Below are 21,709 nucleotides of genomic sequence, written 5' to 3' on the forward strand. Positions count from 1 at the left end.
AGCGCCGTGGCGGTAACGAAAGTCGCGCCTTCCCAAGCGTCAGCGACGGATTTCGCCGAGCGCCTCCGCCTCACGCGCATCCGCGAGGGTCGCCTGCCGCAGGGAATCAGGGATGCGCTTGGCGCGGCCCTCGGAGACGAAGGCCACCCGCACGGTGGCGGAGACCAGCAACTCGTCGCCGCGTTTCACCTGCTGAAGCAGGGTGATGGAGGCACCGGCCACATCCTTGGACAGGGTGACGATCTGGAGCACGTCGTCGATGCGCGCGGGCTTCAGGAAGTCGATCTGCATGGCGCGGACGACGAAATGGAAGCCGGGCGCTTCCTCCGCGGCCTGCGCGAAGAGTTCGCCCTGCACCACGCCCAGAAGCCGCATGTAGTCGGAACGGCCGCGCTCCATGAAGCGCAGGTAGTTGGCGTGATAGACGATGCCGGAGAAATCCGTGTCCTCGTAATAGACGCGCACGTCCAGCGCATGGCCGCCGGGAATGAGACGGCCGGCGAGGTGGAGGTTCTTGTCGGACGGGGAGGGAGTCGGACGCTCGATCATGGCGCCTTCCCATAAACGAGACCGCGCCCCTTGTGAACAAAGGGCGCGGTTCGGCCGGTACGGAACCTGGGGGGCGTTGGCGACCGTACCGACGTTCTTGACCGACAGTCCTGCCGGTCAGGCGGTCAGCCGTTGCCGGAAGCGTCCGGCTGCGGCTCGTCGGCGCGGCGGCGGCGCTCGGCCATGAACTGGTCGAACTCGGCCTTGTCCTTGGCCTGACGCAGGCGATCAAGGAAGTCGCGGAACTCCTTCTGCTCCTCCTCGAGGCGGCGCAGGGTGTCCTGGCGATATTCGTCGAAGGCGCGATTGCCGCTGGAGGGAGCCGAACGGGTCCAGCATCCGAAGCCCTTCATCGTCTCTCCTCCCTGTTCCTGCCAGCGGGCGAAGCTACGCTTGCCGCATCCGAACCGTCCGCTGCCGATGGCGAAGGCGAGGATGGCGAGGCCCAGCGGCCACCAGGCCATGAAGCCCAGTACCGTGAGCGCGATCCACGCCGGTTTACCGTAGCTGTCGAGCTTGTAAGCGAGCTCCATGGCTGTCGTTCCCGGTTAATGTAAATAACATTTACATAGATAGGTCGCAGGACGCTCCTTGTCAATGGGCGCCTGCCGACGCCTCACTCGGAGGGGGCGCCGAGGCCCTTCAAGTAGACGAGGAATCCGGCCTCAAGAAGGTCGTCCGGGTCCATGGGCAGCTTGCGCCGTCCGCCATCGGCGCGGCCAAACAGCGAGGCAACGCCGTGGGCGAGGGACCAGGTGTGCAGCGCCACCATCAGAGCGGGCGGGCGGCCGGGGCCGGGAATGTGAGAGACCAGAACTTCGGCGGCCTCGCGCAGTGCGCCGAAAGCCTTGTCTCCCGCCTGCTTCAAACCTTCGTGACGATCGGGAGAAAGGCCGGATTCAAACATGGCCACATATTCTGCCGGCCGGCTGCGGGCGAAGGCGAGATAGGCGCGGCCGACCCGCTCGAACGCTTCCGACGCCTTGGGGCGGCCGCCCTGCCAGGCGGCCTGCAAGGTCTCGGTCAGTCGGTCGAACCCTGCGGTGGCAACGGCTGCGAGCAGTTCGTCTCGGTCGCGAAAATGCCGGTAAGGGGCGGCGGGACTGACCCCGGCGCGACGCGCCGCCTCGGCGAAGGTGAAGCCGGCGACACCTTTCTCGGCCACGAGGTCGAGCGCGGCCTGCATCAGGGCTTCCCGCAGGTTGCCGTGATGGTAGGAGCGCGTTTCGCCGTTCCGGGTCCAGCTCATGTCAATGTGCTTTACATTCCACGCGCGCTGCCGTCGACTCGTCCGTCAGTCGCCCCTCTCAATCGCCTTCGTCGAACAGCGGCATCTGCTTGACGGAGGGTGGCTCCGCAAGCCCCAGGTGGCGGAAGGCGGCGCCCGTCAGCATCCGCCCGCGTGGCGTGCGCTGGATGAAGCCCTGCTGAACGAGGAAGGGCTCGACGATCTCCTCGATGGCATCGCGCGGCTCGGACAGGGCAGCGGCCAGCGTGTCCACGCCCACCGGTCCGCCTCCGTAGAATTCGGCGATCACCGTGAGATAGCGCCGGTCCATGGCGTCGAGGCCGGCGGCATCCACCTCCAGGGCGAGGAGGGCGCGGTCGGCGATCTTGCGATCGATCCGTTCCGCCTCGGCCACCAGAGCGAAATCGCGCACCCGCCGCAACAGCCGGCCGGCGATGCGCGGGGTTCCACGCGCGCGGCGGGCGATCTCGGTGGCGCCGTCCGGGGCGATGGCGATGCCCATCACCCGCGCCCCGCGCACCACGATCTTCTCCAGTTCCTCCACCGTGTAGAACTGGAGGCGCACGGGAATGCCGAAACGGTCGCGCAGTGGCGTGGTGAGGAGGCCGGAGCGGGTGGTGGCGCCCACCAGCGTGAATTTTGGCAGCGAGATCTTCACCGAGCGCGCCGCCGGCCCCTCGCCGATCACGAGATCCAGCTCGTAATCCTCCATAGCCGGATAGAGGATTTCCTCCACGGCGGGGGAGAGACGGTGGATCTCGTCGATGAAGAGCACGTCGCGCTCTTCGAGATTGGTGAGGATGGCGGCAAGATCCCCCGCCTTGGCGATGACAGGCCCGGAGGTGGAGCGGAAGCCCACGCCCATCTCGCGCGACATGATCTGCGCCAGCGTGGTCTTGCCGAGGCCGGGCGGCCCCACGAACAGAACGTGGTCCAGCGCCTCGCCGCGCGCCCGCGCCGCCTTGATGAAGATTTCCAGATTGGCGCGCGCCTGCGCCTGACCGACGAACTCCGACAGGAGCTGCGGGCGCAGGGTGGAATCGGCGGCATCATCGCCGCGCTTTTCGCCCGAGAGGAGGCGGGTGTTCATGACGAGAGCCTTGCGCGCCTCGGGACCAGCGACTCGCGCGACTGTAGTGCCTGCCGGCCGGGTACGGAAGGGGAACGGACCTCCCGGGCGTGATCTGGATTAATGCGGGCGCGGGCCGCATGTGGAAACCTGCCACCTCCACCTCAGGAGGTCGCCATGGGCCGTGCCATGAAGGAGCTTCCGCTCGCGGAGGTCTACAAGCTGATCGAGCCGGGGCCGGTGGTCCTGCTCACGACGGCGGCGCGGGGGCGGGCCAACGTCATGGCCATGTCCTGGCACATGATGGTGGAGTTCACCCCGCCGCTCATCGCCTGCATCGTCTCCTCCGCCGATTTCAGCTTCACGGCCCTGTGTGCCACGAAGGAATGCGTCATCGCCATTCCCGCCGTGGCGCTGGCGGAGAAGGTGGTGGCCGTGGGCAATTGCTCCGGCGAAGAGGTGGACAAGTTCTCCACGGTCGGGCTCACGCCCGTTTCCGCAGCGCTGGTTCAGGCGCCGCTGGTGGCGGAGTGCTTCGCCAACCTCGAATGCCGCGTGGTGGAGACGCGCCTCGTCAACCGCTTCAACCTGTTCGTGCTGGAGGTGGTGAAGGCGTGGCGCGACCCGGCGCAGAAGGCGCCGCGCACCATTCATCACCGAGGCTACGGCACCTTCACGGTCGATGGCGAGGAACTGAAGATCGCCTCGCGGATGCCGTGAGCGTCCTACTTGGCCAGTTCCTTCAGTCCGAGGCGGATCAGCGTCTCGGTCTTGGCGTCCTCACCGGCCGAGCGCAAGGCGGCGGCGATGGCGGCGTTGGCCTGGGGTGCGCCATAGCCGAGATTGACGAGGGCGGACATCGCATCCGCTGCCGCGCCACCGGCGACCGGGGCCGCCGCCGGGGCGCCGCCGATGTCGGCGAGGGAAACCGAGCCTGCGCCGAAGCCCGGCATCTTATCCTTCAGCTCGGTCACAATGCGGGTGGCCACCCGTGGGCCGACGCCCGGGGCGCGCGCCACCGTGGTCTTGTCGCCCAGCGCGATGGCCTGGGTCAGCTCCGAGGCGGTGAGGGTGGAGAGCACCGCCAGCGCCGTCTTGGTGCCGATGCCCTGCACGCCCTGCAGCAGGCGGAACCAGTCCCGCTCCGCCGCCGAGGCGAAGCCGAACAGGCGGATCGCGTCCTCCCGCACATGGGTCTCGATGAACAGCGCCGTCGCCTCGCCCGCCCGGGGCAGGGCGGAGAGGGTGCGACCGGAGCAATGGACGAGATAGCCCACGCCATGCACGTCGATGATGGCGTGGTCCTCGTTGAGTTCGTCCACCACGCCCTTGAGCTTCCCGATCATGTGCGCCCCTTCAGCCCGTGGCTGCGGTGAAAAAGACGAAGGTGGCGAGGGCGCCGAGGCCGGTGCGGACCATGTGCAGTTGCCCCCAGTTGGCGATGAGCCGGCGCGTGTGCGGCCCGGCTTCCTCTTCCCGCGCGCCCATGAGCGCCCGGTTGGTGGGCATGATGCCGACCAGCGTGAACGGCCAGTTGGCGAGCATCAGCACCGCGCCGCCGAGCCAGCGCCAGTCGTTGTCCGTGGCGAAGGCAGCGGCGCCCAGCAGGGCGCCGGCCAGGGCCAGCGTCGCCTGCATGGCGAAGCCGCGCCGATAGGCCGGCTTCCACTGGGCGAGCGCCGCGCCGTCCGGCAGCATGAGCCGCGCCGGCTGCTCCACCGCATTGATATAGAAGGCGGCGCCGGTGAAGACGGCCGCCGTGACGAGCGCAAGCTGTCCATAGATCATGGCGAATATCCCCCGGGCTCGCGGGGGAGTTTACAGCGCCGCGCGCGCACGCGCAGCCGCGCCACGATGATGCGCATGGGTAATGGCGATGGCGAGGGCATCGGAGGCGTCGTCGGTCTCGGGCGTCGCCTTCGGCAGGAGAATGCCGATCATCATGCGCACCTGCGCTTTTTCCGCTCGCCCGGCGCCCACGACGCTCTTTTTCACCAGCAGGGGCGCATATTCGGCAACGGGCAGCCCCATCTGCGCCGGGGCGAGCATGACGACGCCGCGGGCCTGGCCGAGCTTCAGGGTCGATGACGGGTTCATGTTCACGAAGGTCTCCTCCACCGCCGCCTCGGCCGGGGCGAAGCGTAGGAGAACGTCCACCAGGCCGCGATGCAGGAAGGCCAGCCGCTCGGCCATCTCGCCCGCCTCGGGGGGGAGGATCGTGCCGCAGGCGACGAAAGAGAGCCGCGAGCCGAGCACGTCGATGACGCCCCAGCCCGTGCGGCGAAGGCCCGGGTCGAGGCCGAGGATGCGAATCGCGTTCAGGTCCATGGGGCCAAGGTGCGCCAGCGGGCGGACCGGGGAAAGGGGATGCCGCAGACCGGCATCCCATCCCTCAGTGCGCGGTGCCGGCGGAGCTTGCGACCCGCGTTGCGGCCTTGGCCGGGGTGGCGCTGGCCACGACGTCGGGCGCCTGTTCCTGCCATTCCGGCTTGATGGTCACCGTATTGGCGGCGGCGACCGGCGTCGCGGGAACGAAGGCGGCGGAGGCCTGCTGGGCCTTGGCCAGCACGGCGGGATCGGCGTCTCGGCTCAGGATGTCGCGCTTGCGGGCGCTGTCCTCGTCGCCCTGCCGGGCGGCGAGATCGAGCCACTTCCAGGCTTCCGCCGCGTCGGCGCTCACGCCGAGGCCGCGGGCATAGATGACGCCGAGATTGTACTGGCTGTCGCGATGGCCGAGATCGGCGGCGGTGCGGAACCACTTGAGCGCCCCGGCCCAGTCGGGCTTGCCGTTGAGGTCGGGCAGGGTGCCCTCGGACAGGAGCATGGCGAGGGCGTGCATGGCGCGCACGTTCCCCTGCTCGGCGGCCCAGGTGTAGAAGCGCCTCGCCTCGCCCATGTCCTTGCCGGCCGACTCATAGAGTGCGCCGAGCCTGAGCGCGGCCGGGGCGGACCCGCGCTGCACCGCATAGCCGAGCCATTTGGTGGCGGCATCGAGATCGACGTCCGTGCCGCGGCCTTCCGCATAGCGGCCGGCCACGAGGAAGGCGGCGGCGGGATCGCCGTCGCGGGCGGCGGTCTGCAAGGCGGACGGGCCGATGGCCGGCGGGAGTTCTGTCGGAGCCACCCCGGCGATGGCAGGTGCGGCGAGCCGGCGCAGGGCTTCGGTCAGCCCGGTGACGATCTCCGGCCCGTTGCGCACGGCCATGCCCACGCTGAGGCCGGTGAAGACAGTGGTCGCCCCCGCGATCAGGGCCACCATGGCAATGTGACGGCGCCGCGCGAACAGGCCGGCGAACACACCCGGCGCGTGCGGACGGCGTTCGCGGGCCTTCTCCGCCTTGCGGGCGCGCTTTTCGAGGCGCGGACGCTCCTCCTCCGCTTCCTTTGCGTGCGCGGGGGGCGTGCCCCAATCGACGCGGCGGTTCGGGCGGGGCCACGGCACGTCGGTCGCGGCGGCGCGCAGCGCGCTTTCGAGGGCGTCGGCCTCGGTGGCGTCACCCGCGGCGCGGCGCTGCGGCTGGGGCGCGGCATCCTCGGCGCGGATCTCGGGAGCTGGCTGGAATTCCGGCTCCTGATAGGTGGCGTGGGGTTGGGGCGCCTCCTCGTAGGACGGCTCCTGATAATACCCCGCGTCCTGGTACGCAGCCTCCTGATAGGCGGCCTCCTCATAGGCCGCTTCATGGACCGCTTCCTGGGCCGGCGCCCGTCCCGCGGCGGACCGGGGGGCGTAGGTGCCGTCTCCCTCCTGGGCGAGGGCAACGGAAATGCTGTCCAGCTGCTGCTCCAGCTCGGCGGCCATAAGCTCACCGGCCCGGCGCTCCATCTCGTCCTGACGGGCTTCGAGGGCGGCCAGGCCGCGCTTCAAGCCGAGCACGGCGGCGCCGTCCGGATTGTCGGACACCTTGGCCGCGACGGCCGCGGCGGCCTCGTTGGCGACCGAGCGGGTATCCTCGCGGACGTTGCGGACTTCCTCGCTCAGGCGCCGCAAGCCCGTCTCGATCTCGTCGAGGCGGCCGAGCCGGTCGTGAGTCTGGCGCAGCTGGTCCGACAGGCCGGACAGGTGCCGCTCCATCGCATCGACGACGGAGCTGCCCGACCGGCCGCTTTCCTCCGCTGCGGCAAGGCGCGCCGCGATGGCTCCGAGCCGCTGCGAGATTTCAAGGCCGAGTGCGGGCGAGACGCTCGCCGCCTGATCGGCGATCTGCCCGGACATGCGATCGAGCCGGGCATGAACGCCGTTGACCGATTCGAGGAGCGAGGCGCGCAGGCGCTCGGTTGCCTCCGCATCGCCGGCGCGGCCGCGGGCTTCCAGGTCCGCGAAGCGGCGCAGCAGGGCATCGGCATTGCGCTCGAAATCGCCGGCCGCGTCGGTCAGGCGCTGTGCTGCCTGCTCGCCGGCCAAGGCAACGCTCTCGGCGCAGGCGCCGAGCCGCTGGGCCAGCTTCGCCATGGCGTCCTGTCCCTGCGGACCGGTGACGAGGCGCTGCACGAGATCGCGCATTTCCCCCATCTGGCTCTGCAGGCGGGCGACCTCCACCGGGTCCACGGCACGGGCGCCCAGAAGATCGATCTTGCGGCCGAGGGCATCGATGCCTGATTCGACCACCTTGAAGCGCTCGGCAAAGCGCTCGTTGCGCCCAACGTCGCCAAGGCTGCCACGAATGGAGGCGAGTTCGTCGAGGATGGCCTGGTCCGATCCCTCACGGGTCGCACCAGCCTCGCGCAAATCGTCGACGCGGCGAGACAGAAGCGTGATCGCGCGGTCCATCTCGGTGACGGCCCGCTTGGGGGCGGCCGTCGCCAGACGTTCGCGCAGAATGCCGATTTCCCCCCGGAGAGCTTCGATTGCCGAAGCGGGAAGATCGAAGACGTCCCATGCGGGGACGTCCGGCTGTTCGGCCTGCGCATAGGGATCGAAGCCGTGATGGCCCTCGAAGCCCTTGCGTGTCCGGGCCGTGCGCTCAAAACGCTCCATTCCGGCCTCCCGCGGGGCGAACGGATGACCTTGAGGTGTCAAAGTACCATGCCCCGATTCGGTGATGTCCTCAGCACAGAATTTCGGATCAAGGTAAATCGCCGGTTAATTACCACCGCTGCGGCGCGGTGGTGGAAATCGCGGGGAAAGGCAGCCACGCGAGGTCGTCCAGCTTGTCGTGGCAGGAGCGCCTGTCCCTGGAGCAGGCTGCGCAGGGCTCCACCTCGGTCAGGTAGCACGCCCTAACGTCCCCCATACGTCTGCCGCACCCTCCGCAGCGGCAACCTCGCGAAGCGTGACCTTCACCATTACCGCATTTGGTGTGGTCGCATAAGTATATGATTTAATTGAGTTGTAACTGTTACTTTCCCCTACGGTATCCCTCAGAACCTCCCCAGTCCGTCATCACGACGGTAGGCATAGTGGCGCAGCGGCACCTCCAGTCCGGTCTGGTTCATTCCAGCCTGCCCGAGATAGCCGGTTCCGCTCCTGGGGAAGCGCACGCTGCGTGCGTGGGGGGCGCTGCAACCACGACAGGTCGCCACAGGCCATCCGTCCGTGCCGCGGACAGGATCGCGATAAGGGGAATTGAGGCATGGACGCCAACACGTTCGAGAAGACTTTCGACCACGGACTGGGATCCGTCGTTCCTTCGCAGGCTCATGTGGCTGCTGAGGCCTACCGCGATGGCGTGGTCTTCACCATCGGCGACCTCTCCCGTGAGTTCGGGATCACCCTGCGCGCCCTGCGCTTCTATGAGGACAAGGGCCTCATCTCGCCCCGCCGCGACGGCATGACCCGGCTCTATTCCGAATCCGATCGCAAGCGTCTGGCGGTCATCCTGAAGGGCAAGCACCTCGGCTTCACCCTGGCGGAGATCCGGGCGCTGGTGGCGGCCCATGAGGGTGGCGAGAGCGAGCTGTCCCTGTCGCGCGATCGTTGCCTGTCGCAGATCGCCCAGCTTGAGCGTCAGCGCGGCGAGATCGACACCGCCATCGCCGAGCTGAAGTCCATGGCCACGGCGTTCGCCGCCTGAGCCTGAGGAGAGGCGGCCGTGCCGCCTCTCAGGGTACCTGAATGCGAGCGGCCCGGCCTTGCCGGGCGCTCATTTTCCGAAAAACCGGCGCCGGATCAGGCGCTCAACTTCGCCAGCAGGGCGTCGGACAGCTCGAAATTGGCGGTGACGGTCTGCACGTCGTCATTGTCCTCGAGGGTCTCGACGAGGCGCATCAGCTTCTCGCCGGTCTCATCGTCCACCGCCACGGTGTTCTGCGGCCGCCAGACGAGGGCCGCCTTGTTCGGCTCTCCGAACTTCTGCTCCAGCGCCCGCTGCACTTCCGCCAGACTCTCGGCTGCGCAGATCACTTCATGACCGTCCTCGCTGGAGGTCACGTCGTCCGCCCCGGCCTCGATGGCCGCTTCCATCATGGTGTCGGCATCGGCCTTGCCGGGGGCATACTCGATGCGCCCCACCCGGTCGAACATGAAGGACACCGCGCCGGTCTCGGCGAGGTTGCCGCCCGACTTGGTGAAATAGGAGCGCACTTCCGAGGCGGTGCGGTTGCGGTTGTCGGTCAGGGCCTCGACGATCACGGCGACGCCACCCGGGCCGTAGCCCTCATAGCGGATCTCGTCGTAATTCTCGGTGTCTGCCCCGGCCGCCTTCTTGATGGCGCGGTCGATATTGTCCTTGGGCATGTTCTCGGCGCGGGCCGCGAGGATGGCGGCGCGCAGGCGCGCGTTCATGTTGGGATCCGGCAGGCCCATCTTGGCCGAGACCGTGATTTCGCGCGCCAGCTTGGAGAACAGCTTGGAACGCATCGCGTCCTGCCGCCCCTTGCGGTGCATGATGTTCTTGAATTGTGAATGCCCGGCCATGGCCACCGTCCCGTTGTGCGGACCCGCCCCGCGCGCCGCGCAAGCGGCGCCGCCCGGACCGATCCTGTTGACTGGAGCCGGCCTTATAGGCGGGCCGACGGGAAAAGGGCAAGGAAGCGGGTGCAGCATGGCGCTGCCGGGCTTTTCCTGCCGCTAGGGCAGGGGGCGTCAGTCCCAGAAGGTCGGCCGGGACGGCTCAAGCCCGGCGCCGAGGCGCACGGCCGCCACCTTCACCGCAAGGCCGGTCCGGTCGTCGGTTTCAACCGCGACGCCGGACAGCGCCGCAGGGCCGGACGCCGGCTCGAACCGGCCGGAGGCAAGCTTGCGGGTGAAGCGCCGCAGCGGCTCTTCCTTGTCCATGCCGATCACGCCGTCATAGGCACCGCACATGCCCGCGTCGGTCATGTAGGCGGTGCCGCCGGAGAGAATGCGGTAGTCGGCGGTGGGGACATGGGTGTGGGTGCCCACTACGAGGGAGGCGCGGCCGTCACAGAAATGGCCAATGGCCTGCTTCTCGCTGGTGGTCTCGGCGTGAACGTCCACCACGATGGCATCCACCATCTCGCCCAGCGTGGCGCCGTCCAGCGCGCGGTCGAGGCCGGCGAAGGGATCGTCGAGCGGGTCCATGAAGATGCGGCCCATGACATTCAGCACCAGCACCCGCGCGCCATTGCGCGCTTCGACCAGAGCCGCGCCGCGGCCGGGCGTGCCGGGCGGATAGTTCAGCGGCCGGACCAAAGCGGGGGCGCGCTCGATGAAGACGAGTGCTTCGCGCTGGTCAAAGGAATGGTTGCCGAGGGTGATAGCGTCGGCGCCGGCGGCGCGCAGCTCGTCATAGATCGCCTCGGTGATGCCGAAGCCGCCGGCGGCATTCTCGCCGTTCACCACAACGAGGTCGAGGGACCATTGGGCAACGAGGCCCGGCAGGTGCGACACGACGCATTCGCGGCCCGAGCGGCCGACCACGTCGCCAAGAAACAGAATGCGCATGAACTTTTCCGGCAGGCACGATCGAGGGGCAGCGGACGGGCGTCAGGGGCGCGCCGTCACGCTGAAAGCTTCCCTTTCCGTTATCATCATGTCCACCGGCTCGTCATGGGGTTCGGCGGGAACCTGTTCGACCTCCTGGCACGCAAATGCATAGCCCAGAGCCCGGACAGGGCGCTGCGCACGCAGGAGCGCAAGGGTACGGTCATAGAAGCCGGCGCCGTAGCCGATGCGGAAGCCGCGCCGGTCAAAGGCGGCGAGGGGCACCATCAGCGCGTCCGGAACCACCTCCTCGGCATCGGCGGGCGGCTCGGGGATGCGGAAAGCTCCTGCGGGGATCAGCGCGTCTTCGGCGCGCCACAGTCGGAACAGCAGCGGTCGGTCGCGGCCGAGGATGACAGGCAAGGCGAGCCGTGCGCGCCGGGCGCGCAGCTCGGCCGCAAGCGGGGCGGTGTCGATCTCATCGCGGAAGGCACAGAAGAGGGAGACGGTCAGGCCCGAGATGTCGTCCAGAGCGGCGGAGGCCTGCCGAGCCGCGGCTTCGGATGCCGCGGCGCGGGCCTGAGGCCCCAGGGCCGCGCGCCGTCCGAGGGCCAGGAGGCGCAGGCGCTTCTTCTCGGCGGCCATACTTTCGCCGGCCGCATCTTCACAGGCCATGTCGTTTGAAGCGTGTCGATGAAGGGAAGACGTGCGGAGCCACAAAAGCCGTCGGAGGTCGATCCCGGGAAACCTACAACGTAGGTGGGCGCCATATGTCCAAGCCCGGAGGCAAGGTCAGGGACAGCTCCCTTAAGGATCGATAAGGCCCCGGGGAAATGTCTCCTAACGAGCCCCGCAGCCCCGCATTGCCAATGTAGGGACGAAAAGGACGCGGCGCCAGTCCCTTCGGCCTGAAGCTTCAGCCCATCCCCACCGTTCCGCGCTCCTTCGGGGCGAGTTCCGCCACGAGGCGCTCGATGCGCTCGGCCACGGCGTCGATGGTGCGGGCGACCTCCTCCTCGCTGGCCTCGATGCGGGCCATAGCGGAGGCGCGGGCGTCCCGCTGGCTCTCGATATCGCTTTCCAGCGCCCGGATGCGGCCGCGCGCCGAGGCCAGCTCGTCCGCGATGGTGATGGCGGCCATGACGACGAGGCGCTGGTCGCCGATCTCGCCGAACGCGCCGCGCAATTGCGTGATGCGGTCGTCGATGTCCCGGGCGAGGCGGATGAGGTGCTCTTCCTGCCCCTCGTCGCAGGCCATCCTGTATTGCCGGCCCGCGATGGTGACGGAGACGTGCGGCATCGCCTCAGCCGCCGTGGGTCGCGAGCACGTCGCGAATGGTGCTCATGGCCACGTCCAGGCGGCGGATGATCTCGCGCCCCGCCTCTTCCACCTCGCCGGCCTCCGCCTGGGCCACGTCCAGCTCGGCGGCGAGCCGGGCGCGGTCATTGCCGAGGGCGTGGAGCTGGGCCAGCAAAGCCTCCTGATGGCGATCGGCGTCGCGCCGGCGATCGATGGCGTCGGTCAGCGCGTCGAGCGCGGCGTGGAGGCGCCGGGTCGCCGCCTCGATGGGGGCGTCCTGCAGCGGCGGGCGTTGCTTCAGCGCATACATGACGAGACTTTAACCGAGTCGGACGGGCGGCGGAACGCCGCTCTTTCCAGTCTGTCAACATGAATGCGGCGCCGTGACGAGGCAACCCGCAACCGAGGCGCGAGCCGGCCCGCGCGGCGCACGCGCGCTCATCCCTTATGTTGCGTCGCCGCGACGATGCAGCGCGGGTGGCTCCATGCCCGTCGCCTTGACGCGAGGAGATCAGGCAGGTTTGACAGCGCAGTGAGCCTTGGTACAAGGCGGCTCAAAGGCCGGCCCCGGGTCCGGGTGGTCGTGCCAGCATTGCCGACGGACCCGGGCCGCCGGGCCCGTGAAACCCTACTGCCTCTAGCCGGCCGGCTGCCATGAGCGCCGGCACCGGAGATACGGGAACATGTCCAGCCGCACGAGCGACAGCGTCACGAGTCACGACCGTCTGGCCAATGCCATCCGGTTCCTCGCGATCGATGCCGTCGAGGCCGCCAACAGCGGCCATCCGGGCCTGCCCATGGGCGCGGCGGACATCGCCACCGTGCTGTTCACGAAGGTGCTGAAGTACGATCCCTCGCGTCCGTTCTGGCCGGATCGCGACCGCTTCGTGCTCTCCGCCGGCCACGGCTCCATGCTGCTCTATTCGGTGCTGCACCTCGCCGGCTACGAGAAGGTGACGATCGACGAGATCAAGCGCTTCCGGCAGCTCGGCTCGCTGACGCCCGGCCACCCCGAGAATTTCGTCACCGAAGGCATCGAGACCACCACCGGCCCGCTGGGGCAGGGCATCGCCACCGCCGTCGGCATGGCCATGGCCGAGCGCCTGCTCGCCGCCCGCTTCGGTTCGGATGTGGTGGACCACTACACCTACGTCCTCGCTTCCGACGGCGACCTGATGGAGGGCATCAGCCAGGAGGCGGCGGACCTCGCCGGCCACCTGAAGCTGTCCAAGCTCATCGTCATGTGGGACGACAACAAGATCTCCATCGACGGCCCCACCTCCATCTCCGGCTCCACCAACCAGCTTGCGCGCTTCGCCGCCTCCGGCTGGGCGACGGCAGCCGTGGACGGGCATAATCCCGAGGCCATCCTCGCCGCGCTCGAGGCCGCGAAGGCCTCCGACCGTCCGACCCTGATCTCCTGCCGCACCACCATCGGCTTCGGCTCGCCCAAGAAGGCCGGCTCCGAGAAGGTCCACGGCTCGCCGCTGGGCGCCGAGGAAATCGCCGCCACCCGCGCCGCCCTCGGCTGGGAAGCGCCGGCCTTCGTGGTGCCCGAGGATGCGCTCAACGGCTGGCGTGCCGCCGGTGCCGCAGGCCGTTCCGCCCGCGAGGCGTGGGAAGCCCGCTTCGCCGCCCGCCCGGCCGAGGAGCGTACCGAATTCGAGCGCCGGGTCGCCGGCACGCTGCCCGCGGCGCTGGAAGGCGCCATCGTCGCCGTCAAGGAAAAGGCGGTGAAGGACGGCGGCGCGATCGCCACCCGCAAGTCGTCCGAGATGGTGCTGGACTTCATCACCCCGGCGGTGCCCGAGATGGTGGGCGGCTCGGCCGACCTCACCGGCTCCAACAACACCAAGGCCAAGGGTGCGAAGTCCGTGACGCCGGACGACTTCTCCGGCTCCTTCATCCATTACGGCGTGCGCGAGCACGGCATGGCCGCCGCCATGAACGGCATGGCGCTGCACAAGGGGCTCATCCCCTTCTCCGGCGGTTTCATGGTGTTCTCGGACTATTGCCGCCCGGCCATCCGCCTCGCGGCCCTCATGGGCGAGCGGGTGATCCACGTGCTCACCCACGATTCCATCGGCCTCGGTGAGGATGGCCCCACCCACCAGCCGGTGGAACACCTCGCGGCGCTGCGTGCGATCCCCAACCTCCTCGTGATGCGCCCCTGCGACACGGTGGAGACGGCGGAATGCTGGCAGATTGCGCTACAGTCCACCAACAGGCCCTCGGCGCTCATCCTGTCGCGCCAGAACCTGCCGCTCCTGCGCACCGACGCCACGGCCGTGAACCGGTCGGCGGAAGGCGCCTACGAAATCCTCGCTGCGTCCGGGCCGGCGCAGGCGAGCCTGTTCGCCACCGGCTCGGAAGTGTCCTTGGCGGTTGAAGCCGCCAAGCTGTTGGAGGCGCAGGGTGTTCCCACCCGCGTCGTCTCCATCCCCTCGTTCGAACTGTTCCTCGAAAGGCCCGCCGCAGAGCGGGCAAAGGTGATCGGGGACGCTCCGGCCAAGGTTGCGGTGGAAGCCGCGATCCGCATGGGGTGGGACGCTATCGTCGGTTCGAACGCCGCCTTCGTGGGAATGACATCGTTCGGCGCCAGCGCGCCCGCAAAGGAGCTTTACGCCCATTTCGGCATTACTGCCCAGCAGGTCGCGGCGCGCGCGCTCGATCAGCTCCGGCAGGCCTGAGGTTCGGCGCACGGCGGGCGCGAGAGGACCGCGCCGCGGGTGAACCGCGGGCGCGCAACGCAATTCAGGGAGGCCGGGCTTCAAGCCGGCTCAGGAGGACCCAATATGAGCGTCAAGGTGGCCATCAACGGTTTCGGTCGCATCGGTCGCAATGTGCTGCGCGCCATCATCGAATCGGGCCGCACCGACATCGAGGTGGTGGCGATCAACGACCTCGGCCCGGTGGAGACGAACGCCCACCTCTTCCGCTTCGACAGCGTGCACGGCCGCTTCCCCGGCGAGGTCAAGGTCGCCGGAGATACCATCGACGTGGGCCGCGGCCCCATCAAGGTCACCGCAGTGCGCAACCCCGCCGAGCTGCCCCACAAGGAGCTGGGCGTGGACATCGCGCTGGAATGCACCGGCATCTTCACCTCGCGAGACAAGGCTGCGGCGCACCTCGCCGCCGGCGCCAAGCGCGTGCTGGTCTCGGCCCCGGCCGATGGCGCGGACCTCACCGTGGTCTATGGCGTGAACCACGAGAAGCTCACGAACGAGCACCTCGTCGTCTCCAACGCCTCCTGCACCACCAACTGCCTCGCCCCGGTGGCCAAGGTCCTCAACGATGCCGTCGGCATCGAGAAGGGCTTCATGACCACCATCCACGCCTACACCGGCGACCAGCCGACGCTGGATACCATGCACAAGGACCTCTACCGCGCCCGCGCGGCGGCCATGTCCATGATCCCCACTTCGACCGGCGCCGCCAAGGCGGTGGGACTCGTGCTCCCTGAGCTGGCCGGCAAGCTGGACGGCACCTCCATCCGCGTGCCGACCCCGAACGTCTCGGTGATCGACCTGAAGTTCGTCGCGAAGCGCGCGACCAGCAAGGAAGAGATCAACGAGGCGATCATCGCGGCTGCCTCGCAGCAGCTGAAGGGCATCCTCGGCTTCACTGACCAGCCCAACGTCTCCATCGACTTCAACCACAATCCCAACTCCTCCACCTTCCACCTCGACCAGACCAAGGTCATGGAAGGCACGCTGGTGCGGGTGCTGTCGTGGTACGACAACGAGTGGGGCTTCTCGAACCGCATGAGCGACACGGCCGTCGCCATGGGCAAGCTGGGCTGACCGGGAAAAGGGGGCGCCATCATGATCGCCTTCCGCACCCTCGATGACGCTGTGGACCTCGCCGACAAGCGGGTCCTCGTGCGTGTCGACCTCAACGTTCCCATGGAGAGCGGGCGCGTCACCGACGCCACCCGTCTCAAGGCCATCCTGCCCACCATTCGGGACATCACCGGCAAGGGCGGCAAGGCCGTCCTGCTGGCGCACTTCGGGCGGCCCAAGGGCCGCGACGAAAGCCAGTCGCTCGCCCCCGTCGCCAAGGCCCTCGAGGGCGAACTCGGCCGCAAGGTCGCGTTCGCCTCCGATTGCATCGGCGACGAGGCGAAGAGCGCCGTCTCCCGCCTCGCCTCCGGCGAGGTGATCGTGCTGGAGAACACCCGCTTCCATGCGGGCGAGGAGAAGAATGCGCCGGACTTCATCGAAGCCCTCGCGAGCCTCGGCGACATCTATGTCAACGATGCCTTCTCCACCGCCCACCGCGCGCACGCCTCCACCGAGGGGCTGGCCCGCAAGCTGCCGGCCTATGCCGGCCGCTCCATGGAAAGCGAGATCGAGGCGCTGACCAAGGCCCTCGAGGCGCCCCAGCGCCCCGTGCTCGCCGTGGTCGGCGGCTCCAAGGTTTCCAGCAAGCTCGAACTGCTCGGCAACCTCGTGAAGAAGGTGGACATCCTCGTCATTGGCGGCGGCATGGCCAACACCTTCCTCGCCGCCCTCGGCAAGAAGGTGGGCAAGTCGCTCTGCGAGCACGACCTGGCCAACACCGCGCGGGACATCCTGAAGAAGGCCGAGGCGGCTGGATGCGAGATCGTCCTGCCGGTGGACGCGGTGGTCGCCACCGAGTTCAAGGCCAATGCCGCGCACCGCGTCACCAGCGTCGATGACGTGAAGGACGACGAGATGATGCTCGACGCCGGTCCGGAGACGGTCGGTATCGTCAAGCAGAAGCTCGACGGGGCGAAGACGGTGGTCTGGAACGGGCCGTTCGGCGCGTTCGAGATGACGCCGTTCGATGCGGCGACGGTGGCCGTGGCCCGCTATGTCGGCGACCTCACCCACAACGGGCGGTTGCTGTCGGTCGCGGGCGGCGGCGACACGGTGGCCGCGCTGAACCACGCGGGGACGGCGGAGCGCTTCTCCTACGTCTCGACGGCCGGCGGTGCCTTCCTTGAGTGGCTTGAGGGCAAGGCGCTTCCGGGCGTGGAGGCCCTGCGGCGCTGATATTGCGCTGCGGGATAAAATGACGAAGATTGCGCCCGCCCGGCCCTCCGCGGCGGGCGCTTTTCGGGTAGGGCATCGGTCGGGAACCCGGTGCCGGCTCCGGGACTTGCAGGCGCGCAGACAGATGCGCCGCGGTTCGGGCGCGCAAACGACAATCAATCTGCCGGAGTGCCACGCTCCGGCGTCCATGCCCGCCGAGGGGCGGCAACAAGGCAGGTGAAGAACATGACGGCGGAGCTCGACGCGATCGCGCAGAAAATGGTGGCCGACGGCAAGGGCATCCTCGCGGCAGACGAGAGCGGCGGTACCATCAAGAAGCGGTTCGATGCCATCGGGGTCGAATCCACCGAGGAGAACCGTCGCGACTACCGCGAGCTGATGTTCCGCTCGCAGGGCATGGACTACATCTCCGGCGTCATCCTCTATGACGAGACCATCCGGCAGAAGGCGAAGGACGGCACGCCGCTCGTCTCCGTCATCGAGAAGGCCGGCGCCATCCCCGGCATCAAGGTCGACGCCGGCGCCAAGCCGCAGCCCTTCTGCCCCGGCGAGACCATCACCGAGGGTCTCGACGGCCTCGCCGGTCGCCTCAAGGAGTATTACGACCTCGGCGCCCGCTTCGCGAAGTGGCGCGCGGTGATCGATATCGACACCACCAAGCACATTCCGTCCTACACCTCGCTCCGCGCCAACGCCCACGCGCTCGCCCGCTATGCGGCGCTGTGCCAGGAAGCGAAGATCGTCCCGATCGTCGAGCCGGAAGTGCTCATGGACGGCGCCCACGACATCGACACCTGCTACCGCGTCACCGAATGGGCGCTGAAGACGGTGTTCGAGGAGCTGTACTACCAGCGCGTCCGCCTGGAAGGCATGGTGCTCAAGCCCAACATGATCGTGCCCGGCAAGAAGAGCCCGGTGCAGGCCTCGGTGGCCGAGGTGGCGGAGAAGACCGTGCGCGTGCTGAAGGCCTGCGTCCCCACAGCAGTGCCCGGCATCGCCTTCCTCTCCGGCGGCCAGTCCGACGAGGACGCCACCGCCCACCTCGACGCCATGGTGAAGCTGGGCGGCCTGCCCTGGAAGCTCACCTATTCCTACGGCCGCGCCCTGCAGGCCGCGCCGCAGAAGGCGTGGTCCGGCAAGCCGGAGAACGTGGCCAAGGCGCAGGCCGCCTTCGCCCACCGCGCGCACATGAACTCCCTCGCGGCCCTCGGCAAGTGGTCGGCCGAGGAGGAGCGCAAGGCCGCCTGAGCATCGGGCGCATCACGTTCAGGAAGGGCCGGCTTGCGCCGGCCCTTTTCTTATGGTCTGGCGAAAGCCGACGACATTCCGCGTCCGTGCCCCCAATTCGCCGATTTCTTGGCAGACCGATCAGACCCATGGCCAATCCTCCGCCCGCCACCGGCGCCCGCCTCATGCTCGTCTTCACCGTCACGCCTGCGCTCGACCCGCGCATGGTGGAGGCCGCGGTGCGCGCGGGCGACGTGGCCTGCGTGGTGCTGCGCACCCCTGCCGGCGAGAAGCTCGATGCGGCGCGGCTCGCCGAGATCGCGGGGGCGGCGCAGCGGCATGATGCGGCCGTACTCCTCGAAGGCTCCGAGGGGCTCGTCGCCAGCGCCGGTCTCGACGGCGTGCACGTTGCGGCCGGACCGGCGCTCGATTCGGCTCTGAGGCTGTTGAAGCCTGCGGCCATTGTGGGCGCCGCTGGGCTTGCGACACGCCATGAAGCCATGATCGCAGGGGAGAGCGGGGCCGACTACGTCGCTTTCGGCGCGCTCGCCCCGGAGCCCGGCGAGTTCTTCCGTGTGCGCGATCTTGTGGAATGGTGGGCCGAACTGTTCGAGGTGCCATGCGTCGGCGTCGCCTCTTCCCTCGACGAGGTGACGGCGCTGGCCGAAGCCGGAGCTGATTTCATCGCCCTGTCGGAGACGCTTCTGGCGTCTGCCGGCGAAGCACCGAAGGTGGTGGCGGCCGCGCAGGCGCGCCTTGTATCGGGTGACGACGCGCAATGATGTCGGCCGTCCGCGCGCCATTCCGCAGGCTAAGGTTCGCCATTCCAGGCAGCGCCGTGCTGCTCGCCCTCGCGGTGGCTGTGGCGCCGTCCCTGGCGTATGCGCAGGCCCAGCAGCCCGGCGGGGCCGCGTCTTCCACTCAGCCTGCGGCCAAACCTGCGACCAAGCCGGCCAAGCCCGATGCGAAGGCCGGCAACAAGCCGTCCGCAAAGCCGGATCCAAAGGCCGCCCAGCGTCCGCGCGAACCCGCGCCCATGCCACTCCTGGGCCTGCAGATCTCCTATCCCAGCCTCGATACGCCGGGCGGCTCGGGGGATCTCGCCTATGGCGCGTACCAGCGCGGCTATTACGTTTCCGCCTTCAACGAGGCCCTGAAGCGCGCCCGCGCCGGAACCGATCCGGCGGCCATGACGCTGCTTGGCGAGCTTTATTCCGAAGGCCTCGGTGTTCCCCTCGACCCCAAAAAGGCGATCGAGTGGTATCGCAAGGCGGCGGATGCCGGCTCGACCGGAGCGCTTTTCGCGCTCGGCAACATGACCCTCGCCGGCCGGGGCGTGCCCATGGACGAGGTCGCGGCGGCACAGCTGTTCCGTCAGGCGGCGGAGAAGGGGAATGCCGGCGCCGCATACAATCTCGGCCTGCTCTATCTCCAGGGCAGAAAAGTCCCCAAGGAGCCTTCGGAGGCTGCGCGCTGGTTCGAGATCGCCGCGGCCAAGGACGTGGAAGATGCCCAGTATGCCCTCGGCGTGCTGCTGAAGGAGGGCAATGGCGTCGACAAGGATGTCGCTGCGGCCGCCCGCATGATGGGCGCCGCGGCGCGCCTCGGTCACGTCACGGCGCAGGTGGAATTCGCCATCATGCAGTTCAACGGCACCGGCGTGCCCAAGGACGAGGCCGCCGCTGCCGCCATGTTCCGCAAGGCGGCGCTGGCCGGCAATGCCATCGCCCAGAACCGCTATGCGCGGCTGCTCGCGGTTGGACGCGGCGTGCCGGAGGACAAGACGAAGGCGGCTGCCTGGCACCTCCTTGCGAAGAGCCGTGGCCTCGGCGACCCGATGCTGGACGACGTGGTGGCCAAGCTGCCCGAGGCAGACCACAAGAAGGCGCAGGCGCAGGCCGCCCGCTGGGAATCTGGCCGCTCCTGAAGGCGGAGCGATCAGGGGAGGGGCCGAGCAAGGGCTCGGTTGTGGCCCTTTTGCAACGCCCGCCACCGCCGTTGCGCTGCCTTCACCCCTGCACCTCCGCGCCATGATGACGCCACGTCCCGGCATCAGTGAAGGACGCGTCGGACGAGGGGCGTCGTCGCCTCTCCCGGCCTTTCGGGCAAACACCTCATTCACCTGCCGTGCTGGTTTCTGCACGCGGGAGAGGGAGGCGCGTACCCGCCCGAAAGGCGATGATAACGGCCCGGAAACCATGGCGAGCGGGAGTGGTCCGCATCCTCCGGTTTTCGGCTCTCGGAGCGGCCAAGAGGCCGCGTACGGAACGTTCGCTTAACCGGACGGCTTTAGACCCGAAGCCTCCGGTGCAGCGTTGAGAAGGGAGTTACCGGATGCGTTTCCTCAGCCTTGCTCGCGGCTTCCGGTTCGCGGCTCTGTTTGGCTTCGCGCTGGCGCTTGCCGCGTGCGCCAACAATCCCAACCAGAATGCCGGCGTCGGCGGCGCGGGTGGCCCTCCCGGTTCCCCTCAGGAGTTCGTGGTCGCCGTCGGCGATCGCGTGTTCTTCGAGAGCGACCAGACCGATCTCACCCCGCAGGCCCGCGCCACCCTGGACCGTCAGGCCCAGTGGCTCCAGCAGTACAACCGCTACACCTTCACCATCGAAGGTCATGCGGACGAGCGCGGAACCCGCGAATACAACATCGCGCTGGGGGCCAAGCGCGCCCAGAGCGTGCGTGACTACCTCGCCTCCCGCGGGATCGACCCGGCCCGGATGCGCACCATCTCCTATGGCAAGGAGCGCCCGGTGGCGGTGTGCAACGACATCTCGTGCTGGTCTCAGAACCGCCGCGCGGTGACGGTGCTGAACGGCGGCGGCGCCTGATCCTGCTTCCGAATGTCTCGCGAAGGCCGGCGCCCACGGGTGCCGGCCTTTGCGCGTCCAGCGACCGCAGAGCCTTGATCGGTCCACGGCAAGTCGTTGCCGGGTCACACTTTGGACGCGATCGGCGGGGTAAAGTCGCATGGCTCGAACCGGCACTGTTCCGGACGTGCTCCTCGCCACCAGCCCCAAGCAAAAGTCCCATGAAGATGCGCCTGCGCCCGGTCGGTGTTCTTGTTCGCACCTATGCCGTCCTCTTCGGCCTTGCCTTTGCTGCGGCCCTCGGCACGGCAGCGCCCGCGGCTGCTCAGAACGACGGGAACCTCTTCGGCAATCTGTTCAAGCCGCCCCAGCCCGCGCAGGAAGCTCCGCGCGAGGATCCGGAGCTGATGGAGCGGATGGAGCGGCTGGAATCGACCCTGCGTCAGCTCACCGGACAGGTCGAGCAACTGCAGTATCGCAACCAGCAGCTTGAGGCGCAGGTACGTCGGCTGGAGGAGGCCGGCGGCGGCCGTCCGTCCGGCGGCCCGTCCGCGGCGCCCGTGGCCGCGCCGGTCCAGGCGCCGGCGGTGCTTCCCTCCGGCCGTCCGGCGGCAGCACCAGCCGCTCCGGTGCGCCGCTCCGACGCCTTCGATCCCAACATGGACCCGCC

At 68.7% G+C, this 21,709-nt stretch carries 22 protein-coding genes, 1 other RNA gene and 1 pseudogene; 10 read left to right on the forward strand and 14 right to left on the reverse strand.

The annotated features are described in order from the left end of the window. Positions 1-39 precede the first annotated feature (39 nt). The 4 genes from ybgC to ruvB all read right to left on the reverse strand — a co-directional run bounded on the left by ybgC (position 40) and on the right by ruvB (position 2,888). Positions 40-549 (reverse strand): tol-pal system-associated acyl-CoA thioesterase, encoded by a 510-nt coding sequence (gene ybgC, locus ACE3QW_RS02115; RefSeq protein WP_029557870.1) that lies wholly within the window; start codon positions 547-549, stop codon positions 40-42. Positions 550-674: 125 nt separating this feature from the next. Then, positions 675-1,082 carry a DUF2852 domain-containing protein gene (locus ACE3QW_RS02120; RefSeq protein ID WP_024279746.1) on the reverse strand — a complete coding sequence of 136 codons (408 nt, stop codon included), beginning with the start codon at positions 1,080-1,082 and terminating at the stop codon, positions 675-677. An 83-nt stretch (positions 1,083-1,165) separates the two neighbouring features. Further along, complete coding sequence (locus ACE3QW_RS02125; protein WP_024279745.1) at positions 1,166-1,798, reverse strand: TetR/AcrR family transcriptional regulator; 633 nt, start codon at positions 1,796-1,798, stop codon at positions 1,166-1,168. Between the two features lie 58 nt (positions 1,799-1,856). Next, a complete protein-coding gene (ruvB, locus tag ACE3QW_RS02130; RefSeq protein ID WP_029557872.1) occupies positions 1,857-2,888 on the reverse strand; it encodes a Holliday junction branch migration DNA helicase RuvB in 1,032 nt (343 codons plus the stop codon). A 168-nt stretch (positions 2,889-3,056) separates the two neighbouring features. Here ruvB and ACE3QW_RS02135 point away from each other — a divergent pair, with 168 nt between their 5' ends. Continuing rightward, entirely contained in the window at positions 3,057-3,587 is a 531-nt protein-coding gene (locus ACE3QW_RS02135) for a flavin reductase family protein (RefSeq protein ID WP_374250256.1), read from the forward strand. A gap of 5 nt (positions 3,588-3,592) precedes the next feature. Here the strand turns inward: ACE3QW_RS02135 and ruvA are convergent, their stop codons facing one another. The 4 genes from ruvA to ACE3QW_RS02155 form a co-directional block, all read right to left on the reverse strand. Continuing rightward, positions 3,593-4,213, reverse strand: a complete 621-nt coding sequence (gene ruvA / locus ACE3QW_RS02140) for a Holliday junction branch migration protein RuvA (RefSeq protein WP_024279742.1) — start codon at positions 4,211-4,213, stop codon at positions 3,593-3,595. A 10-nt stretch (positions 4,214-4,223) separates the two neighbouring features. Further along, complete coding sequence (locus tag ACE3QW_RS02145) at positions 4,224-4,655, reverse strand: DUF1772 domain-containing protein (protein ID WP_374250242.1); 432 nt, start codon at positions 4,653-4,655, stop codon at positions 4,224-4,226. A 30-nt stretch (positions 4,656-4,685) separates the two neighbouring features. Next, entirely contained in the window at positions 4,686-5,195 is a 510-nt protein-coding gene (ruvC, locus tag ACE3QW_RS02150; RefSeq protein WP_024279740.1) for a crossover junction endodeoxyribonuclease RuvC, read from the reverse strand. A gap of 64 nt (positions 5,196-5,259) precedes the next feature. After that, positions 5,260-7,842 (reverse strand): hypothetical protein, encoded by a 2,583-nt coding sequence (locus tag ACE3QW_RS02155; RefSeq protein WP_374250243.1) that lies wholly within the window; start codon positions 7,840-7,842, stop codon positions 5,260-5,262. A gap of 595 nt (positions 7,843-8,437) precedes the next feature. Here ACE3QW_RS02155 and ACE3QW_RS02160 point away from each other — a divergent pair. Beyond that, positions 8,438-8,878, forward strand: coding sequence for a MerR family DNA-binding transcriptional regulator (locus ACE3QW_RS02160; protein ID WP_374250245.1), 441 nt, complete (start codon positions 8,438-8,440; stop codon positions 8,876-8,878). Positions 8,879-8,973: 95 nt separating this feature from the next. On the opposite strand, the gene ACE3QW_RS02165 is transcribed toward ACE3QW_RS02160, so the two are convergent. The 6 genes from ACE3QW_RS02165 to ACE3QW_RS02190 form a co-directional block, all read right to left on the reverse strand. Further along, positions 8,974-9,720, reverse strand: a complete 747-nt coding sequence (locus tag ACE3QW_RS02165; protein ID WP_024279737.1) for a YebC/PmpR family DNA-binding transcriptional regulator — start codon at positions 9,718-9,720, stop codon at positions 8,974-8,976. A gap of 168 nt (positions 9,721-9,888) precedes the next feature. Next, positions 9,889-10,710 (reverse strand): TIGR00282 family metallophosphoesterase, encoded by an 822-nt coding sequence (locus tag ACE3QW_RS02170; protein ID WP_029557877.1) that lies wholly within the window; start codon positions 10,708-10,710, stop codon positions 9,889-9,891. Between the two features lie 42 nt (positions 10,711-10,752). Continuing rightward, entirely contained in the window at positions 10,753-11,334 is a 582-nt protein-coding gene (locus ACE3QW_RS02175; RefSeq protein ID WP_374250246.1) for a 5-formyltetrahydrofolate cyclo-ligase, read from the reverse strand. Positions 11,335-11,396: 62 nt separating this feature from the next. Next, positions 11,397-11,551: non-coding RNA, 6S RNA (ssrS, locus tag ACE3QW_RS02180), on the reverse strand. Between the two features lie 54 nt (positions 11,552-11,605). After that, positions 11,606-11,989: a cell division protein ZapA gene (locus ACE3QW_RS02185; protein ID WP_024279734.1), complete on the reverse strand. Its 384-nt coding sequence runs from the start codon at positions 11,987-11,989 to the stop codon at positions 11,606-11,608. A 4-nt stretch (positions 11,990-11,993) separates the two neighbouring features. Then, positions 11,994-12,299 (reverse strand): DUF4164 domain-containing protein, encoded by a 306-nt coding sequence (locus ACE3QW_RS02190; RefSeq protein ID WP_051460620.1) that lies wholly within the window; start codon positions 12,297-12,299, stop codon positions 11,994-11,996. A 373-nt stretch (positions 12,300-12,672) separates the two neighbouring features. Here ACE3QW_RS02190 and tkt point away from each other — a divergent pair, with 373 nt between their 5' ends. The 8 genes and pseudogenes from tkt to ACE3QW_RS02230 form a co-directional block, all read left to right on the forward strand. After that, on the forward strand, positions 12,673-14,679 hold the full coding sequence (tkt, locus tag ACE3QW_RS02195; protein WP_374250247.1) for a transketolase: 2,007 nt from the start codon (positions 12,673-12,675) through the stop codon (positions 14,677-14,679). 105 nt (positions 14,680-14,784) lie between these two features. Then, complete coding sequence (gap, locus tag ACE3QW_RS02200) at positions 14,785-15,792, forward strand: type I glyceraldehyde-3-phosphate dehydrogenase (protein WP_024279732.1); 1,008 nt, start codon at positions 14,785-14,787, stop codon at positions 15,790-15,792. 21 nt (positions 15,793-15,813) lie between these two features. Further along, positions 15,814-17,007 (forward strand): phosphoglycerate kinase, encoded by a 1,194-nt coding sequence (pgk, locus tag ACE3QW_RS02205; RefSeq protein ID WP_029557881.1) that lies wholly within the window; start codon positions 15,814-15,816, stop codon positions 17,005-17,007. Positions 17,008-17,232: 225 nt separating this feature from the next. Further along, entirely contained in the window at positions 17,233-18,255 is a 1,023-nt protein-coding gene (locus tag ACE3QW_RS02210; protein WP_029557882.1) for a class I fructose-bisphosphate aldolase, read from the forward strand. A 128-nt stretch (positions 18,256-18,383) separates the two neighbouring features. Further along, positions 18,384-19,016 (forward strand): thiamine phosphate synthase, encoded by a 633-nt coding sequence (locus tag ACE3QW_RS02215; protein ID WP_374250248.1) that lies wholly within the window; start codon positions 18,384-18,386, stop codon positions 19,014-19,016. After that, entirely contained in the window at positions 19,013-20,161 is a 1,149-nt protein-coding gene (locus ACE3QW_RS02220; RefSeq protein WP_374250249.1) for an HcpA family protein, read from the forward strand. Before ACE3QW_RS02215 ends, ACE3QW_RS02220 begins: the two co-directional genes overlap by 4 nt. A gap of 407 nt (positions 20,162-20,568) precedes the next feature. Further along, positions 20,569-21,060 (forward strand): peptidoglycan-associated lipoprotein Pal, encoded by a 492-nt coding sequence (gene pal, locus ACE3QW_RS02225; protein WP_024279727.1) that lies wholly within the window; start codon positions 20,569-20,571, stop codon positions 21,058-21,060. 200 nt (positions 21,061-21,260) lie between these two features. Then, positions 21,261-21,709 (forward strand): annotated as a pseudogene (locus ACE3QW_RS02230) (hypothetical protein); the annotation flags it as partial.

The organism is Xanthobacter sp., from assembly GCF_041911315.1.
GTDB classification, from domain to species: domain Bacteria; phylum Pseudomonadota; class Alphaproteobacteria; order Rhizobiales; family Xanthobacteraceae; genus Xanthobacter; species Xanthobacter aminoxidans.

Bases quoted from the DNA above. Each gene is read 5' to 3' on its own strand.
- pgk (WP_029557881.1), top strand. From the start codon at position 15,814: ATGATCGCCTTCCGCACCCTCGATGACGCTGTGGACCTCGCCGACAAG.
- ACE3QW_RS02145 (WP_374250242.1), bottom strand. From the start codon at position 4,655: ATGATCTATGGACAGCTTGCGCTCGTCACGGCGGCCGTCTTCACCGGC.
- ACE3QW_RS02135 (WP_374250256.1), top strand. From the start codon at position 3,057: ATGAAGGAGCTTCCGCTCGCGGAGGTCTACAAGCTGATCGAGCCGGGG.
- ACE3QW_RS02220 (WP_374250249.1), top strand. From the start codon at position 19,013: ATGATGTCGGCCGTCCGCGCGCCATTCCGCAGGCTAAGGTTCGCCATT.
- gap (WP_024279732.1), top strand. From the start codon at position 14,785: ATGAGCGTCAAGGTGGCCATCAACGGTTTCGGTCGCATCGGTCGCAAT.
- ACE3QW_RS02215 (WP_374250248.1), top strand. From the start codon at position 18,384: ATGGCCAATCCTCCGCCCGCCACCGGCGCCCGCCTCATGCTCGTCTTC.
- tkt (WP_374250247.1), top strand. From the start codon at position 12,673: ATGTCCAGCCGCACGAGCGACAGCGTCACGAGTCACGACCGTCTGGCC.
- ruvC (WP_024279740.1), bottom strand. From the start codon at position 5,195: ATGGACCTGAACGCGATTCGCATCCTCGGCCTCGACCCGGGCCTTCGC.
- ACE3QW_RS02170 (WP_029557877.1), bottom strand. From the start codon at position 10,710: ATGCGCATTCTGTTTCTTGGCGACGTGGTCGGCCGCTCGGGCCGCGAA.
- ACE3QW_RS02190 (WP_051460620.1), bottom strand. From the start codon at position 12,299: ATGTATGCGCTGAAGCAACGCCCGCCGCTGCAGGACGCCCCCATCGAG.
- ACE3QW_RS02175 (WP_374250246.1), bottom strand. From the start codon at position 11,334: ATGGCCGCCGAGAAGAAGCGCCTGCGCCTCCTGGCCCTCGGACGGCGC.
- ACE3QW_RS02160 (WP_374250245.1), top strand. From the start codon at position 8,438: ATGGACGCCAACACGTTCGAGAAGACTTTCGACCACGGACTGGGATCC.
- ACE3QW_RS02125 (WP_024279745.1), bottom strand. From the start codon at position 1,798: ATGAGCTGGACCCGGAACGGCGAAACGCGCTCCTACCATCACGGCAAC.
- ACE3QW_RS02185 (WP_024279734.1), bottom strand. From the start codon at position 11,989: ATGCCGCACGTCTCCGTCACCATCGCGGGCCGGCAATACAGGATGGCC.
- ACE3QW_RS02210 (WP_029557882.1), top strand. From the start codon at position 17,233: ATGACGGCGGAGCTCGACGCGATCGCGCAGAAAATGGTGGCCGACGGC.
- ruvB (WP_029557872.1), bottom strand. From the start codon at position 2,888: ATGAACACCCGCCTCCTCTCGGGCGAAAAGCGCGGCGATGATGCCGCC.
- ACE3QW_RS02120 (WP_024279746.1), bottom strand. From the start codon at position 1,082: ATGGAGCTCGCTTACAAGCTCGACAGCTACGGTAAACCGGCGTGGATC.
- ACE3QW_RS02165 (WP_024279737.1), bottom strand. From the start codon at position 9,720: ATGGCCGGGCATTCACAATTCAAGAACATCATGCACCGCAAGGGGCGG.
- ACE3QW_RS02155 (WP_374250243.1), bottom strand. From the start codon at position 7,842: ATGGAGCGTTTTGAGCGCACGGCCCGGACACGCAAGGGCTTCGAGGGC.
- ruvA (WP_024279742.1), bottom strand. From the start codon at position 4,213: ATGATCGGGAAGCTCAAGGGCGTGGTGGACGAACTCAACGAGGACCAC.
- pal (WP_024279727.1), top strand. From the start codon at position 20,569: ATGCGTTTCCTCAGCCTTGCTCGCGGCTTCCGGTTCGCGGCTCTGTTT.
- ybgC (WP_029557870.1), bottom strand. From the start codon at position 549: ATGATCGAGCGTCCGACTCCCTCCCCGTCCGACAAGAACCTCCACCTC.